The organism is Vibrio rubrogenes, from assembly GCF_059641415.1.
The window spans coordinates 24,383-40,297 of sequence record NZ_JCARSY010000022.1 but is presented as its reverse complement, the minus strand read 5'-3'; the positions used below and the strand labels follow the sequence as shown (position 1 = coordinate 40,297).

Genomic DNA, 15,915 nt, shown 5'->3' with positions numbered 1-15,915 from the left:
TCACTCTCCGCTTTGGTGTTCAGATGTACCTTGCTTCATCATGTCAAAAATCAGCTCAACATAACTTGCCATTACCTGTGGGTCTTTGAGTAGCGTTCGGGCTATATCACCTTCTTTGAGCAGAGCTTGTACAACGGCTTGCTTCACCGCTTGTGGCAAGTCGCCTTTGAGGGCTATCGACTTGTCGTGCTTTTCTACTTGCTCAACCACAATTGGGTTTTGGGCGACACGCGTAATGGTGCCGTTGGCAAAGTTTCGACGGCCTGGTTCATCGCCGACATCGCCAAACAGTTCATTGAGGCGGCGAATGATATCGGCAAGAAATGCCTGTTCACGATCGGTTGGGTCGTTGTAATTCGGCCGGATAGGTTCAAGTACCTGATTCACCGCGATTGGAAGCGGCTCTTTGTCATACTTAATTTTGAACTTCTCTAACACCAGTGCACTGAGGTCGATGTTTTCTGGTGTCACCCCTTTCAATCGACGCGAAAGCAAATGGGCAAATGCGGCAAAGTTTTCCAGTTCAGGATCACCAAACTCAATCAACTGCGCCATATAGCTGTAGTACTTCACAAATCGAGCCAAGTCCGACTTAAAGCGCATCAGTGCCTCGCGCTGCTTGGTGAACTCGCTACGCTGCGATTCTGCGTAGTTCGCCGCTTTCTCATCACCCGCAAGGTACGCTTTGTTGTATTGCTGATCCCAATGGTTTGCGGCATCAACCAGCGCTTTTAGCTTAACGTTAAATATATCGGTAGGGCGTTGTGTGGCAGCAAGCAGCTTTTTGTGCGCGTGTGACTTTTTGTCGGGTGCTTGACCGAGAATCGACTTACCACGCGCTTGCTTAAACAACTCTAAATCTTGATGGTTGTAGATGCTTTGCTCATCCAGAATCTCTTTGATGTCATAGATGACGTTCACATCTTGCACTTCGTTGAGCTGCGCGCCTTTGTCGTACTTTTTGAACGCATTGAGAATGGTCTGCGGCTCATTGGCAAAATCAATCACGTAAGTGGTGTCTTTGCCTGGGTAGGTGCGGTTTAGGCGAGACAGAGTTTGCACCGCTTCTACATCTGAGATTTTTTTATCCAAATACATCGCAACCAATTTTGGTTGGTTAAAGCCCGTTTGGAACTTATTGGCGACTAACATGACGCGATATTCGGTTTTCTCAAACTCGTGGCGCAGGTCGGCCCCGTGCGTGTCTGGGTTTAAGTTGTACTCGGTGTACTCTTTATCGAAATCAATTCCTAATGGGTCTTGGCTGTCTTCATCACCCAAATCTTTACCCGGTACTTTGCCCGAGAAGGCAACCAAGGCTTGAATCCCCTCGATACCATGCTTTTTGATGTACTTATCAAAAGCGAGCTTGTATTTCACTGCCTGCGGCCTGCCTGATGTCACCACCATGGCTTTGGCTTCACCTTCCAGTCGATGGGCGATATTGGCCTTGAAGTGCTCAATAATGAATTCGACTTTTTGGCTGACCGTGGTTGGGTGCTGTGACATCCATCGCGCCAAGGCGCGACGGGCTTGTTTGCTATCTACGCGCTTCTCATCCAGATTGTTCTCACCAATTCTGTAGGCCGTATCGTAGTGGGTGTAATTCTCCAACACATCAAGAATAAAGCCCTCATCAATGGCCTGACGTTGGGTATAGAGATGAAACGATTCAGGGAGATTGTCATCTGACACCGGCTGGCTAGGGTCTTTCGGGCGACCAAACAACATTTTAGTGCTGTGCTTGGGTGTGGCGGTGAAAGCAAAGTGCGAAACGTTCTTGGGCATGGCACGCGCTTCTTGAACCTTAGTAAGAATGTCCTCAATGCTCATTTGCTCCAACTCTTGAGGGCTAAGGTTTAGCGTAAGCGCTGCGCGTAGGCCTTTAGCTGTTGAGCCAGTTTGTGAGGTGTGTGCCTCATCAATGATCACTGCAAAGTTACTCTGCGCCAAAGATTGATTGGTCAGAATCGCCTCTAACGCATACGGGAAGGTTTGAATCGTCACCACAATGATCGGCGTACCAGTTAACAGCGCTTCTGTAAGCTGCTTTGATTTCGACTCGCTGCTCTTTTCGCGGTCAATCGCCTTAATCACCCCATATTGATGATCGAGCTGCTGCACCGCATCTTGCAACTGCGAATCCAGCACGGTGCGGTCGGTCACAATGATTACGGATTTAAAGACCGCTTTACCCTCTGGGCTACGCAAGCGGATCAAATCATGGGCCGTCCAAGCAATGGTAGAGGTTTTTCCCGAACCGGCGCTGTGCTCACAAAGATACTGCATGCCTGCACCGTTCTTACGGGCATCGTCAATCATCTTGTTTACCGCATCAAGCTGATGGTAACGGGGGAAAATCTGCGTTTCTTTACGCTGAACCTTGCCATTGCTGTCGGCGACTTCTTTGGTTTCGACATACACAAAACTGTAGAAGATGCGCAGCCAGTTATCTTTTTGGCCGATCTCTTGCCAAAAATAGCTAACCGGATACTCCCCATCTTTACCCGGCAAGTTGATATGCACGGGCAAATCTGAGATAGATCCATCGTGACCTTTGTTAAAGGGCAGAAAATAAGTGTTTTCTCCCGCCAGTTTGGTTGCCATGGCAATTTCAGTATCAGACATGGCAAAGTGCACCACGGCACCGCGTTTAAAGGTTAACAGCGGCTCTTTGCGCTTGGTTTTTGGATCGACGGGCAAACGGTCTTGCTTGTACTGCGCAATGGCCGATTCTATCGACTGGGTAAAATCGGTTTTTAGCTCGGCGGTGGCTACGGGTAGGCCGTTGATAAAGAACACCAAGTCAATTTCCCACTCGCGGGTCGGGCAATATTTCAGTTGGCGTACCACGCGCAAAATGTTGTGCTCATAACGGGCAATACGCTCTTCATTGCGCGCATCTTCGGGTTTGCGTTGGCCCATGGCAATGGTGCCGCAACCTGCAATGGTAAAGCCTTTACGCAATACATTAATGGTGCCACCTGTTTTACTGGCAAGTGCTTTTTCTAAGCGCTCCAGTAGCACCTGCTCGGCATTCGCACCATGCAGTTTATTCAGTTTATGCCAGGCATCTGGCTGGGTGGCCTTTACCCAATCCATGACATCTTGCGGGTAAATTGCGCGCTGCTGGTCGTAGTGGCTGGAGTGGCCTTCTTTCCATCCATTGTTCACCAACTGCTTGGTAATATATTGTTCAAAATGCACTTCATGATGTGCTGCCATTACACCGCCTCCCTGACGTCGATTTTCCCTGTTACTGCTGCGCTGATAAGTGATGTACGGTGTTCTTTTAGAAGAACAATCGATTTATTAGTCTCTTGAATCAGTAGATCAATGTTTTTCGTTACTGCACTCAAGTAATTCGTTATTGTCTTCTGCTCATCAATTGGTGGGATAGCAATATTTGTATTAGCTAGTGAAGGAATGCTCAGGTTGTAGTTACCTACCGATGTTCTTGACTGAAATGTTAATGCTTGACGAACAGATAGTGAGTTCATCGCTTCTACTAAGAAGCTAGTATCCACTCCTAGCTTTGGTGTTAACTTTATTAGGTATGAGGCAAATAAATACTGCCCATTTGAATCAAAAAGCGCGCTTTGGCCGACCAGATTAGGGTTACCGTTAGTTCTAATGACTAAAATGTCGCCTCTTGATAAAAGGTAAGTTAAAGCATCAGCATCACTGATATTTGCATATTTGAGATCTTCAAAATCAACATTAGTACTCTTGATGTTTGGTATCCTGAGAACAGGATAGCCAACCTCAGACTGGTTACAGTCTTGAGAGGTTCCATACATAAAGTTGGAACAGATATGCTTTATCTTTTTGACTTCCCAATGCTTCGGCACTTGCCCAATCCACTCGATGCCAGAATCCTGCATCTCCACATTGGGGTTAAGCCCCTTAGTCACCACATGGCTGATCAGCGCTTGGCGTTTTTCTTTCAGTAGCTTAATAAAGGTCTGCTTTTCGTCGATAAGACTGTCGATGCGCTGGGTTTCGCGATCGAGGAACTTTTCAATCGCTTGTTGCGTTAATTCAGGTGGCAATAAAATAGGCAAGCGCTTTAATTCATCATATTTGAGTGATTGACGCATACCTGCCCCAAGGTTGTAAAAAACCTTGGTTTCATCATATGCTCGCATCAAATAATGAAGATATCTTGGCCTAATCGCATTTGGGGTAACCGCAACGTATGCCGAAGTGATAATGCCTCGTTCCGTACATTGGGCAGAGCGAAGACTGTGCTTATCGTTCTGTAAATCCGTTAGTCTAAAAATAATGTCATTTTCATTAACTATCTGATAAGTCTCGAATGACGCAGGTAGAAGTCCACCTTGTGTATCAATACTTTTGCGCTTAATACGACCAAAGCTCAACGATAAAAGGTTATCTTCTATCATTCCTTTATTTGACAGTTTTGATTCAGAGGCAACAGTGTATAAAGGGACTGATTTCCAATCCTCTGGTATAGCCTCAACCCACTTAATATCGCTACCAGCATATTTTTGATAAGGCGTGATCATTCCGCCACCTCATTGAGCAGTGCCTGAATGCGCGCTTCACATGCCTTTAGCTCGCTGTCAATTACCCCCAAATCGCGTGGCGGCACGTACTGGTAGAAATAGCGGTTAAAGTTAATTTCATAACCGACAATGCCCACTTCTCCGTCTTTTTCATCACGCACTGAGTGATCAATAAAGGCATCCGGTACATGTGGCAGCACCTCTTGTGCAAAGTAATCTTCAACGTCGCGATCAAAAGGGACGCTTTCTGTATCTTTAAGTTTCGGGTCGGCAATCACTTGGCCTTTTTCATCCAACGCAGGCTCGAATTGCGGATCTATCAACATAAAGTGCGCAGTTAAGGCCGCAGCCAGTGCCTTCGGGCACTTCCCAAAGTCATTCTTATTGTTATTTTGCTTAACCGCCAAACCCGCCCATTCATAAGGCTGAAGGCCAAGGTTATCGGTGAGGAGTTGTACCCACGCCGCTTGTTGTTCTGGTTTGAGCTTTTGGAACGCGGCTAAGTTTTTGAGTAGGGCTATGCCATCCTGCGTAATGTTGAGTTTGGCACGCAGCGGACGCTGAATGGTCACTTTGCGATAGGCAAAATCGGTAGTGTTAAAAATTTTGCAGTTGTCGCTGGCTTCAAAACTATCGTAAGCGCGCATAATATCGTCAATCTGTTCGTCACTGAGGTATTTGCGCTTACTACCTTGTGATTTGCGCATTGGTGACCAAATGTCTGCCAAGTTAATCAGTTGCACCTGATTCTTGCGTCTTGGCTCTTTATGGTTAGACAAAATCCAGATGTAGGTGCCAATTCCGGTGTTGAAGAACATATCGGTTGGCAGGGCAACAATCGCTTCGACTAAGTCTTGTTCTAGCAGCCAACGGCGGATTTCTGATGGGCCTGAGCCTGCATCGCCGTTAAACAGTGGCGAGCCTGAGAGCACGATGCCGACGCGGCCACCGCCGTTTTCCGGCGTTTCCATTTTTGATACCAAGTGCAACAAGAACAGCATGGAGCCATCAGAAATACTGGGTAGACCAGGACCAAAACGCCCTGCGTATTTGAGCTGTTTATGCTCACGTTCCACTTCTTTTTTAGCTTTTTCCCACTTAATGCCAAATGGCGGGTTGGCAAGGCCGTAGTGGAACTTGTCGGCACGTAACTGATCATCTGATAGGGTGTTGCCTTGTTTGATGTTGTTGGCATCAAAGCCACGGATCATCATATTGGTCAGCGCCATAGCATGGGTCGCTGGGTCGAGCTCTTGACCAAAAGGCACGACTTTAGCGCTGCTGCCCATTTCTTCAATTTGGCTGATAGCATCGGAAAGGAAACCGCCCGTACCACAGGTCGGGTCATAGATGGTGCGGATCACACCTTTTTCACTAAAGATATCTTCATCCGCCGCCAGCACCAGTTTGGTAGCTAGACGCACGGCATCACGCGGGGTCATAAATTCCCCCGCCTTTTCATTGACCGAGCTGGCGAACTTGAAAATCAGCTCTTCATAGGCATCTGACAATACGCGATCAGACACCACATCAGGATGCAGGTCGAGATTGGCAAAGTAGCTCACCATGCGGTAGAGCAGCTTGGCTTTTTCCAGATCTTCTATGGTTTGACCAAATTTAAACTCATCAAAAATGGTACGAACGTTTTTGCTGAACTGGCTGATGTAGTGTTCTAGGTTGTCGCCTGTGTCTGATGCGCCTAAGGTTTCGAGGCTGTATTCACTGGTGTTGTAAAAGGCGAATCCCGCAACTTCTGGCAACACTAAACCAAGGTCAATGCCCGATTGTTTCTCGGCCAGATAGAACTTGCGTACTTCTTCACTGGTGGGTTCCAACACGCATTCAATACGACGCAGTAGCAAAAAGGGCAGGATAATGCGTGCAAAGTCGGTGTGTTTGAAATCACCCCATAGGTCGTCTGCCATACGCCAAATAGCACTGGAGAGTTTGGCGCTTTGTTCTTTGTCTTGTAAGTTCATTGATACTGCCTAAATAAAGTTAAATCGTTAAAAATCAGTGTTTGGTTTGGTTGTTATTTTGTCTGCTAGTTAAGCGTTTCGGCTAAAGATGGCTTGCCAACGACAAAACGCATTGCGGTGCCTGTCGGTCCACTGGGTGCAAATCACGTAGGTTTTTTCATCTCGCTGGGCCACTTTAGTGGTGGAGTAGCGGTTTCGCTCTTTGGCATCTTTGGCTGCACTGCGAATGTCTTCTGGCCGTGGTGATTTAGCCAGTTTGAGCACCGGGAATGACAACCCGAAGGTGTTGCGACAATAGGTTAGCTGCGTGAGGTTTTCTATTTCACTCTGTGGTAGAGCGTGTTCAACTAGGTCTTGGATAGCTTCGGTTATCTCGGCATTGCTGATTTTGTTTTGTGCTTGGCTGTGTGAGGCCTCCTGCGCTTCTGCTTCATTTTCAAGGGCAACAGAAAACGGAAAGCCTTTGGCCTGAACGGACTTTGCTAGAAATACGTTGATGGCCTGCTCAATCGGTAAACCTAATTCAGCAAAGATACTCGTAGCTTTTTCAAGTAGTTGAGGGTCTATCTTGGTTGCTTTCATATGAATTCACAAAACCTACAAATTGTAATTTTTGTATCTTAGCGGGTTTGGTGTGTAGTGGCGAGTGCTTGGGTCAAAAAAGCGAGAAGAAATGGGTGTAGTGATTGCTTTGGATGAGGGAGGTGTACCGTTTTCGTCAAATCGGTACAGTTAGGTAACGTGCTATAACAATGTGTTACATTGATTGGTCAGTTTAACTGTACCGTTTTAGGTGTACCAGACAAAAGCGGTACACTTGGTTGTTCTATCCGTTCAAAGCTTCATGTTTTGCTACTTTCACATGTGAAAGTGAGTCTCTAATCACAATGCGTTAACCATGGTGAACAGCTTAACGCATAGCGCTTTGTGGCTTGATGAATAACGCTGAAGTAACGCCTAATCACATTACCGCATCATTATCTGCTTCTGTAACACTAAGCCATGAATTTGACAGGCTTATTTTCACGCCAAACTGCCCAAAATGGGCCTGAGCACCGCGCGCCTTTGCGTTGCTCATCCTACAAGCTATTCCTTGATTATTCATTAGCTATCAGGAGTAGTTATGACCGAACAAAAACAATCAAATCAGCTATTAAGCTATCAAGAAGTCTGTCAGCTAACTCAGCTGTCTCAGGCAACCATTCGCCGTTATGTGAAAAATGGTTCTTTTCCTTCTCCAGTGAATTTATCGCCTGGTGCTCGAAGTGTGAGATTTCGTGTTGAAGATGTGCAGAAGTGGCTTTTGAGCCTGTGATAGGGGGTCATATGAAGTTTCGTCATCATCATGATCAACTACAGTATTTCTGCCGTGAGCGAGGCTGGCGTTCGTTGAGCTCTTCGGTCAAGGTTCTTGCTAGAACGCGTTCACCTGATCGGAAGTCAGGGTTCAGTGCTTGCATTGAAATCATCAATATGGACAGGCAGACGATCCGAATGATAGTGCCTGCCAGAAAGATTATGGGAGGGGCCAACTATCAGCTAAGAGATGAATTATTCGATACCGGTTTTTGGCTGGAGCCTGAACAAACTGCATGGAATATGGTCCAGCGCTATTTGCGGGATGAGCTCAAAGCGGCGGAAACGGCCTTTTGTGTCACAAGAACAGGTTGGCATAACAAGGTGTTCGTTACTCCGGAGAACAGTTTCGGACGGTCAGATGAGTCCTACTACTTTTCTGGTGGTATGGCTGATTCACTCTGTTTGGCAGAAGGGAGCTTAGCGGAATGGCAAAGTGAAGTCGGTTCTTTGTTGATCGGTAACCCCTTGCTCATATTTTCTGTTGGAGTTGCGTTGGCCGCGCTGCTGCTCAAGCCTGTTGGAATGGAAAGTGCAGGATGGAGCCGTCTTCGTCGGGTAAGTCTGTCACATCGTTTTTCGCGGCGTCTGTTTATGCTGATAAGTCTTATATCAAGTCTTGGAAAACAACCGCCAACGGATGTGGGAAACAGGCGGCTTGGCGAACGTTGACATTGAGCAATGGATAAGTTGGCCTGACAGAGCTGATGGAGTCCTCTGGCTATCAAGTGAAAGCGGGTTATCGCGAATAATACCTTCTCGATGGGCTTCGTTGATCGTCGCTCGAACTTTATTGAAGTAGGAGCTTTGTGTGTTGCGAGATAACGCTGTGTCACTCTTGGTTTTCGCTTCATTGGTTAGGTAATACTTAAACCCGTCTAACCAGTCTTTATCCAGCTCATCAAAGCTAAGATCATGTTTCCCGCAGTAGAACAGCAGATGCTTACGAGCTGAAAGCCAGATCGAGTGGTTGGAGGTTGAAGTGGTTTGTTCTTTGATATCAACTTGCCGTTGAAAGTAATCAATGAAGCTAACTGAACGCTTGGTTCGATCCTCAAATCCGTGCTTCTGAGATTGCCACTCAACCAGTCGTTTACTCTTAATGGTTTCGGCGAGAAGCATATGTTCTTTGTTGTGTTGGCGCTGGGTGGGTGTTTTAGGTTTGTCATAGACAAAAAGATCTAGCACTTCGTGTTCACGTTTTCGTTGACGAGATCCGTTTGATTTAATGGTATAACCGTGGTCATAAATGAGACGCAATGTTCGCGTTCCATCTGCTTTAAGTGCCCGTTTTTCAATGAAAATTTTCATGTTTGTCCCCAATTGGTCCCCAATACGGCATTTATCATGTCATTGGGGACCAACTGGGGACTAGATTTAGCAATTAACGGCAATAGATGGAAACAAACGGCAAATGAAGATCTAATAAAATCAGTGTTTTATCTACCGTTGTTTGCTGTTGTTTTCCGTTATTTGCCCACTTTACTTCCCGATACAGAAACTCGAAAAGATCCGTCCCAGTAAGTCATCAGAACTAAACTCACCGGTGATCTCATTGAGATGCTGCTGGGTGATGCGCAGTTCTTCAGCGAGGATTTCTCCGGCCATGTAGCCTTCGAGTTGTTGCTGACCAATGGCGAGGTGCTCGGCGGCTTTATCCAGCGCATCGAGGTGGCGGCGGCGGGCCATGAAGCTACCTTCTTGGCTACCGGTGAAGCCCATACAGTCTTTGAGATGGTTTCTCAAGGCTTCGACCCCTTCGCCGGTTTTTGCTGACAGGCGGATCAATGTTGGGTCATTGACGTGGCAGATCCCCATCGTTTCGTTGGTTTGATCCGCTTTATTACGGATCACCGTCATGCCGATGCTTTCCGGTAGACGATCAACGAAATCCGGCCAGATCTCTTTGGGATCGGTTGCGTCGGTTGTGGTGCCATCCACCATGAACAAAACGCGATCGGCTTGTTTGATTTCATCCCAAGCGCGCTCAATCCCGATGCGTTCGACTTCGTCTGAAGCTTCCCGCAGCCCTGCGGTATCGATAATGTGCAGTGGCATACCGTCAATGTGAATATGCTCTCTCAGCACGTCCCGGGTGGTGCCGGCGATATCTGTGACAATCGCGGATTCTTTACCGGAGAGTGCATTGAGCAGGCTGGATTTGCCGGCATTGGGGCGTCCGGCAATGACGACTTTCATGCCTTCACGCATCAGAGCGCCTTGGCTGGCTTCGCGCCGGACCATATTCAGGTTATCGATAATCGTTTGCAGATCGCCTGCCACTTTACCATCAGCCAGAAAGTCGATCTCTTCTTCAGGGAAATCAATCGCAGCTTCAACATAGATTCGCAGATGGATTAAAGACTCAACCAGCGTATGAATTCGGGTCGAGAATTGCCCTTGCAGCGATTGCAGGGCTGATTTGGCTGCCTGTTCTGAACTGGCATCGATCAAATCGGCAATGGCTTCTGCTTGTGCGAGATCCAGTTTATCGTTGAGGAAAGCGCGTTCTGAGAACTCTCCGGGACGCGCTGTGCGAATACCGGGAATAGTGAGAATCCGGCGGATCAGCATATCCATGACGACGGGACCACCGTGTCCTTGGAGCTCAAGAACGTCTTCACCGGTAAACGAATGGGGATTGGGGAAAAACAAGGCGATTCCCTGATCCAACTGGGTGCCGTCTTCATCCTGAAAGGGAAGATATTCTGCATATCGGGCCCGGAGCGTTTTTCCCGTCACGGCTTTGGCGACGTCAGCCGCTTTCGGGCCGGATACACGAATGATTCCGACACCGCCACGGCCTGTCGGTGTTGCCTGTGCAACGATTGTGTCTGTAGTCATAGTGAATTGGTCTGTTCAGTCAAAAAGGCAGTATCCCTCATGGATTGTCATGATGGATCGTATGATGGGCATTGTAATCAGCCGCTAATAAAAAGGCGACCCTTTGGCCGCCTCTTTTCGCACTGTTCCGGTTTACTTCTTCGAGTGTAAACCTTTTTTCTCCAGCGCTTTGTAAATCACCATTTGCTGGATCAGGGTCACGATGTTTGACACCAACCAGTACAGCACCAGACCGGATGGGAAGAACAGGAAGAAAACCGTAAATGCGACTGGCATAAAGGTCATGATCTTCTGTTGCATCGGATCGGTAACCGTTGTCGGGCTCATTTTCTGCAACATAAACATACTGGCACCCATCAAAAGTGGCAGGATGTAGTATGGGTCTTGGGCAGACAAGTCGTGAATCCAACCAAAGAACGGCTGGTGGCGCAGTTCAACAGATTCCATCAGCGCCCAGTAGAGCGAGATGAAGATCGGCATTTGCAGAAGAATCGGGAAACAGCCGCCCAGCGGGTTCACTTTTTCTGATTTATATAACGCCATCATTTCCTGGCTCATGCGTTGGCGGTCATCACCAATGCGTTCACGCATTGCTTGCAACTTCGGTTGCAGCATGCGCATTTTGGCCATGGAAGTGTACTGAGCTTTGGTCAGTGGGTACATTACACCACGGACAATAAAGGTCAGACAGATAATCGCGATACCCCAGTTAGAGACAATACCCTGAATAAAGGAAAGCAGGCTATGCAGTGGTTTGGCAATAAACCATAACCAGCCGTAATCTACTACGAGATCCAGATTTGGCGCGGTTGCTGCCATCTGGTTTTGCAGTTTAGGGCCAATCCATAGCGTTGCATTAAAGTCTGTGCTTTCACCTGTTGCGATGATCCGGTTTGGTTCTCTGATCCCGATATCACCAATATTACGGTTGGCCATTACCCGAGAAAAGAGTTTCGTATCCGGTGCCTGACGTGGAATCCACGCTGCAGCAAAATAGTGTTGGATCATTGCTGCCCAGCCTTGACCATTGTTCAAGGTCTCATTGAGTGCATGATCTTTCATGTCACTAAAGCTGAACTTTTTGTAGCGAGTATTTTCCGTCGAGTACGCACCACCATGGTATGTTGACATGGCAAAGCTACTTCCGGTTGCTTCCAGTGTCTGACGCAGATGCGCATACATGCCGACAGCAGCATTTTGGCCTGACTGGTTATTGACGTTGAAATCAACATCAATCGCATAGCTGTTCCGTTTCAGGATAAATGTTTTGGTATAGGTAATGCCGTTCGCCTGATAAGTCAGCGGGACGCGAACCTCATCTTGACCATCTGCCAGTTGATAATTATTTTGGGCAACTTGGTAAGTTGGGCGACCGTCTCTTTTATCGATCCCTTGCGGACCAATCAGACCACTCTGAGCGATAAACTGAAAATCACTGTTCTTTTTCAGCAGCGCAAAAGGTTGATCGGAATTCAGTTCTTTGGAGTATTGATTCAGTTTTGCAGAGATTACGTCACCGCCTACCGTATTGATGGAAAGCGTGAGAACGTCCGTTTTCACGGTCACTATTTTTCCTGCAACATCCTGAGTTGATACTGATTCAAACTCATCAGAGCTTTGAGGAGCAGCAGGAACTGAACTACTTGATTGTGTCTGCTCAACCGCAGTTGGTGCAGGATTCTGTGCTACTTGCCATTTCTGGAACAGTAAGAAAGAAACCAGCGCCAAAGCGATTAACAGGATATTACGTTGAGAATCCATCGTTATTTATCTCTGTCTTGTCTTGGGTTAGGTGGAACGGGGTCATAGCCCCCTTCATTCAGAGGGTGGCATTTTAATAGACGTTTGCCTGATAACCAACATCCTTTTACAAAACCGTGAGCTTTCAATGCTTCTATCGCATATCGGGAGCAGGTTGGTGTAAATCGGCAACGTGGTCCTAACAGAGGGCTAATCAGCCATCTGTATAGATAAATCAGTCCGATGACTAACCACGATAAGGGCGAGACAGGCGTTGCCATAGTTTATCAAACAGCTTTGTTATTTCGTCATTGCTGAGTTCCTGAGCGCTTTTTTTCGCAATCACGACAAAGTCTTTGTGCGGTAATTCGTGCTGCTTCAGGCGAAAACTTTCCCGAGCAAGTCGCTTAAAACGATTGCGGCCTACGGCAGTTTTTATCTGTTTTTTCGGAACGGCTAATCCCAGTCTTGGGTGAGATAAAGCGTTTTTACGGGCAATGATGGTAAAATGAGGCGAGCCAGCACTACGAGCTTGCTGGAATACATATCGGTAGTGTTCGGGAGTTAACAAACGTAACTCCCGACGAAAAGCGTACTTGTTCAAAATAAGTCAGATTATTTTGACAGGCGTGCACGGCCTTTCGCACGACGTGCGTTAATTACTTTACGACCGTTCTTAGTTGCCATACGGGCACGGAAACCGTGAGTACGTTTGCGCTTCAGAACTGTAGGTTGAAAAGTGCGTTTCATTGTTTTTACCTTACTGATCAGTAGTTTCTAGGTTCTTGTTAAACCCGGTGTTGGGCTCTTTCTGCCTCTTTTACAAGAGGGAAAATTCCGACACCTTGCAACAAAGAGGCGGAATTGTAATCACTGCCACCGAAGGTGTCAATAATTGGGGAAACGAAGCGCCAGAATCTCTGGCTTATAAATTGCTTTTATCTCTGTTTTCAAGAACCGATGTTTTCAAGAACGGATATAAAAGCAAAGCCGCTTCATTTCAATTTGGTCGGGCGATTATACGTTGTACGGATAAAATCTCAAGGATCCTTATTGGATCCCGACCTGATTTAAGAATTTCTTCAAGCGGATATCCTGTGGATTATCGAAGATATCCTGTGGAGATCCTTGTTCAACAATTTTGCCTTCAGCCATAAAGATCACGCGATCCGCGACTTCTTTGGCAAATTGCATCTCATGGGTGACCACCAGCATGGTTTGATGAACCCGGGCCAGTTTTTTCATTAAACTCAGCACTTCGCCCACCCACTCCGGGTCGAGCGCTGATGTTGGTTCATCGAATAATAGTAGTTCTGGCTCCTGAGCCATTGCCCGGCCAATTCCCACTCGCTGTTGCTGACCACCGGAAAGTGATGCCGGATATTGATCACCTTTATCCCCAAGCCCGATGTCGTTGAGAATCTGCTGAGCACGCTCATAAGCCTGATCTTTTTTCCAGCCGAGGACAGTGATCAATCCTTCCGCAATGTTTTGTTTTGCGGTGAGATGGGCAAACAGAGCATAGTTTTGAAAGACGAATCCGGTTTTGCGTCTCAGTGCCAGCACATCATTTTTATTCGGATTGGTACTATCGACACTCACATCACCAATGGTAATCGTGCCTTGGTCTGCACTCTCAAGAAAATTCACACAGCGCAGCAGTGTTGATTTACCGGTGCCACTCGATCCGATGATGACAATGATTTCACCTTGATTGATTTCAAGATCAATCCCTTTGAGAATTTCACTCTCTCCGAAACGTTTATGAATATTGGTTAACTTGATCATCTCATATACGCCTTATTGAGTTTGTGTTCTGCCCAGCTCTGGACCCGGGTCAGGATAATGGTGATTCCCCAGTAAATGAAAGAGACGGCGAGGAAGGCTTCAAAGTAATGAAAGCTGGAAGAGGCTTCCATTTGTGCTTTCGCCATGATTTCAGCAACCCCGAGCGTAAATGCCAGTGAGGTTGATTTGATCATATCGATGAAATAGTTCATCAGAGAAGGTAAAGCGATCCGGGTGGCTTGCGGCAGAATGATACGACGCATCGACTGAGTGGTCGTCATACCGATAGACAGACTCGCTTCCATTTGGCTTCTGTCCACGCCAATAATTGCAGCGCGGATGGTTTCCGCCATGTAGGCCGAAAAGTGAAGTGCCAAACCGAGTATTGCTGCGCTGTAGGCATCCATACCAGTCATGATCGGGAAAATTTGCGGTAATCCATAATAAAAGAGGAAAAGCTGGACCAGCAGCGGTGTGCCTCGAAAATAGCTGATATAAAGTTGGCAAATCTGATCGAGAACAGGGATACGGAAGACTCGGATATTCGCAATGATGACCGATAAAATGATGGAAAGTATCATGCCCCAGCAGGCTAACTCTATTGTAATGCCGAGATATTTAAGCAGGATTGGCATCAGCTCCAGCATATATTGAAAATCAAAACCCATAATGTGTGTCTTCTGTTTTATCAGGAAATCAACAACTGGCAGAGGTCAGTGATTCCTGAATATTGGTGTCAATGCATCTGTGTGTTTAAAAATAAACCCACTGTGCTGGTTCAGACAGTGGGTTTATTTGGTGTCATGATTCATCAGGAATCATGCCGATGGTTCATTATCTTTGTGTAATGTCTGTGTTGAACCATTTTTCTGAAATCTTGCTCAGAGTTCCGTCAGCGCGCATGTCTGCGAGTGCTTTGTTGACTTCACCCTGAAGCTTCTTACCTTTTTCATTATTGAGGAAAGGCCAGGCATTCTCAATAGTTTCGAATGGTTTTCCTGCCAGTTGGAGTGGTAACCCGGATTTTTGAATCACTTCCAGAATAGAAAGACGATCCATGACAAAGGCATCGATTCGACCCAAAGCAACATCCTGTTCAAAGCTTGAGTCATAAGTTTTGATGTTGATTTGATTGTCTTTATCGTGCTCACGCAACAGTTGCTCAAAGTTGGAACCTAAATTGACCGCAACGGTTTTGCCTTTCAGGTCATCCAGACTGTGGATGGTATTATTCCCTTTGCGTACAGCTATCTGTGCACCATCAATCACGTACGGGTCTGAAAATAGATATTTTTGTTTGCGAGCATCCGTGATCGTGATCTGGTTTGAGATCGTATCAACTCGTCCGGTTTCCAATAGACCAAACAGACCAGAGAAGCTTGCTGTAACAAATTCCACTTGATAGTCGTTGCGCTTGGCTATTTCTTTCCATAGATCAACTTCAAATCCTTGTAGTTCATCTTTTTTGACAAACGTGAACGGGAAGTAGCGGCCGGACATGCCAACTTTAACTTCTGTTGCTGCATGGACATTGATTGTTGTAAAAGCGAGAGCCGCAATTGCAGCAATAAACCATTTTTTCATGTTGATCTCCAAAATCTTTCGGGCGACTATTTTAATGACATATAGCATAACAAAAGAAATAACCATAAGTTATGGGTCATAACCTATAATAAAAT

13 protein-coding genes and 2 pseudogenes are annotated in these 15,915 nt (G+C 46.6%); 2 read left to right on the top strand and 13 right to left on the bottom strand.

All coding sequences use genetic code 11. The features are described 5' to 3' along the window. The 4 genes from AC55NX_RS14795 to AC55NX_RS14780 form a co-directional block, all read right to left on the bottom strand. Positions 1 to 3,225, bottom strand: coding sequence for a type I restriction endonuclease subunit R (locus tag AC55NX_RS14795; RefSeq protein ID WP_496996425.1), 3,225 nt, complete (start codon positions 3,223 to 3,225; stop codon positions 1 to 3). Further along, positions 3,225 to 4,529 carry a restriction endonuclease subunit S gene (locus AC55NX_RS14790; RefSeq protein WP_496996424.1) on the bottom strand — a complete coding sequence of 435 codons (1,305 nt, stop codon included), beginning with the start codon at positions 4,527 to 4,529 and terminating at the stop codon, positions 3,225 to 3,227. The genes AC55NX_RS14795 and AC55NX_RS14790 overlap by 1 nt, the downstream gene beginning before the upstream one ends. Continuing rightward, the gene (locus AC55NX_RS14785) at positions 4,526 to 6,508 is read right to left on the bottom strand and encodes a type I restriction-modification system subunit M (protein ID WP_496996423.1); all 1,983 of its coding nucleotides are present in this window, start codon (positions 6,506 to 6,508) and stop codon (positions 4,526 to 4,528) included. The genes AC55NX_RS14790 and AC55NX_RS14785 overlap by 4 nt, the downstream gene beginning before the upstream one ends. 69 nt (positions 6,509 to 6,577) lie before the next feature. Next, the gene (locus AC55NX_RS14780; protein ID WP_496996422.1) at positions 6,578 to 7,090 is read right to left on the bottom strand and encodes a type II toxin-antitoxin system RelB/DinJ family antitoxin; all 513 of its coding nucleotides are present in this window, start codon (positions 7,088 to 7,090) and stop codon (positions 6,578 to 6,580) included. Between the two features lie 541 nt (positions 7,091 to 7,631). Here AC55NX_RS14780 and AC55NX_RS14775 point away from each other — a divergent pair. After that, positions 7,632 to 7,823, top strand: coding sequence for a helix-turn-helix transcriptional regulator (locus AC55NX_RS14775; RefSeq protein WP_025630236.1), 192 nt, complete (start codon positions 7,632 to 7,634; stop codon positions 7,821 to 7,823). A gap of 11 nt (positions 7,824 to 7,834) precedes the next feature. Next, positions 7,835 to 8,550: pseudogene (locus tag AC55NX_RS14770) on the top strand (DUF927 domain-containing protein); the annotation flags it as partial. A 43-nt stretch (positions 8,551 to 8,593) separates the two neighbouring features. On the opposite strand, the pseudogene AC55NX_RS14765 reads toward AC55NX_RS14770, so the two are convergent. The 9 genes and pseudogenes from AC55NX_RS14765 to AC55NX_RS14725 form a co-directional block, all read right to left on the bottom strand. Further along, positions 8,594 to 9,175 (bottom strand): annotated as a pseudogene (locus tag AC55NX_RS14765) (phage integrase SAM-like domain-containing protein); the annotation flags it as partial. A gap of 171 nt (positions 9,176 to 9,346) precedes the next feature. Next, the gene (gene mnmE, locus AC55NX_RS14760) at positions 9,347 to 10,708 is read right to left on the bottom strand and encodes a tRNA uridine-5-carboxymethylaminomethyl(34) synthesis GTPase MnmE (protein ID WP_496996421.1); all 1,362 of its coding nucleotides are present in this window, start codon (positions 10,706 to 10,708) and stop codon (positions 9,347 to 9,349) included. Between the two features lie 132 nt (positions 10,709 to 10,840). Next, a complete protein-coding gene (yidC, locus tag AC55NX_RS14755) occupies positions 10,841 to 12,469 on the bottom strand; it encodes a membrane protein insertase YidC (protein ID WP_496996420.1) in 1,629 nt (542 codons plus the stop codon). Between the two features lie 2 nt (positions 12,470 to 12,471). Further along, the gene (gene yidD, locus AC55NX_RS14750) at positions 12,472 to 12,729 is read right to left on the bottom strand and encodes a membrane protein insertion efficiency factor YidD (RefSeq protein WP_074374016.1); all 258 of its coding nucleotides are present in this window, start codon (positions 12,727 to 12,729) and stop codon (positions 12,472 to 12,474) included. Continuing rightward, positions 12,696 to 13,052 carry a ribonuclease P protein component gene (gene rnpA / locus AC55NX_RS14745; protein WP_072963080.1) on the bottom strand — a complete coding sequence of 119 codons (357 nt, stop codon included), beginning with the start codon at positions 13,050 to 13,052 and terminating at the stop codon, positions 12,696 to 12,698. The genes yidD and rnpA overlap by 34 nt, the downstream gene beginning before the upstream one ends. Positions 13,053 to 13,063: 11 nt before the next feature. Further along, a complete protein-coding gene (rpmH, locus tag AC55NX_RS14740; RefSeq protein WP_005378825.1) occupies positions 13,064 to 13,198 on the bottom strand; it encodes a 50S ribosomal protein L34 in 135 nt (44 codons plus the stop codon). A 300-nt stretch (positions 13,199 to 13,498) separates the two neighbouring features. Then, positions 13,499 to 14,236, bottom strand: a complete 738-nt coding sequence (locus AC55NX_RS14735; protein ID WP_496996419.1) for an amino acid ABC transporter ATP-binding protein — start codon at positions 14,234 to 14,236, stop codon at positions 13,499 to 13,501. After that, positions 14,233 to 14,904, bottom strand: a complete 672-nt coding sequence (locus AC55NX_RS14730) for an amino acid ABC transporter permease (protein ID WP_059123166.1) — start codon at positions 14,902 to 14,904, stop codon at positions 14,233 to 14,235. The genes AC55NX_RS14735 and AC55NX_RS14730 overlap by 4 nt, the downstream gene beginning before the upstream one ends. 166 nt (positions 14,905 to 15,070) lie before the next feature. Then, positions 15,071 to 15,820, bottom strand: coding sequence for an amino acid ABC transporter substrate-binding protein (locus AC55NX_RS14725; RefSeq protein ID WP_496996418.1), 750 nt, complete (start codon positions 15,818 to 15,820; stop codon positions 15,071 to 15,073). Positions 15,821 to 15,915: the final 95 nt, after the last annotated feature.

Coding starts and splice junctions, on each gene's coding strand:
- yidC (WP_496996420.1), bottom strand. CDS start 12,469: ATGGATTCTCAACGTAATATCCTGTTAATCGCTTTGGCGCTGGTTTCT.
- rpmH (WP_005378825.1), bottom strand. CDS start 13,198: ATGAAACGCACTTTTCAACCTACAGTTCTGAAGCGCAAACGTACTCAC.
- AC55NX_RS14725 (WP_496996418.1), bottom strand. CDS start 15,820: ATGAAAAAATGGTTTATTGCTGCAATTGCGGCTCTCGCTTTTACAACA.
- AC55NX_RS14780 (WP_496996422.1), bottom strand. CDS start 7,090: ATGAAAGCAACCAAGATAGACCCTCAACTACTTGAAAAAGCTACGAGT.
- AC55NX_RS14730 (WP_059123166.1), bottom strand. CDS start 14,904: ATGGGTTTTGATTTTCAATATATGCTGGAGCTGATGCCAATCCTGCTT.
- AC55NX_RS14735 (WP_496996419.1), bottom strand. CDS start 14,236: ATGATCAAGTTAACCAATATTCATAAACGTTTCGGAGAGAGTGAAATT.
- AC55NX_RS14775 (WP_025630236.1), top strand. CDS start 7,632: ATGACCGAACAAAAACAATCAAATCAGCTATTAAGCTATCAAGAAGTC.
- yidD (WP_074374016.1), bottom strand. CDS start 12,729: ATGGCAACGCCTGTCTCGCCCTTATCGTGGTTAGTCATCGGACTGATT.
- AC55NX_RS14795 (WP_496996425.1), bottom strand. CDS start 3,225: ATGGCAGCACATCATGAAGTGCATTTTGAACAATATATTACCAAGCAG.
- AC55NX_RS14785 (WP_496996423.1), bottom strand. CDS start 6,508: ATGAACTTACAAGACAAAGAACAAAGCGCCAAACTCTCCAGTGCTATT.
- mnmE (WP_496996421.1), bottom strand. CDS start 10,708: ATGACTACAGACACAATCGTTGCACAGGCAACACCGACAGGCCGTGGC.
- AC55NX_RS14790 (WP_496996424.1), bottom strand. CDS start 4,529: ATGATCACGCCTTATCAAAAATATGCTGGTAGCGATATTAAGTGGGTT.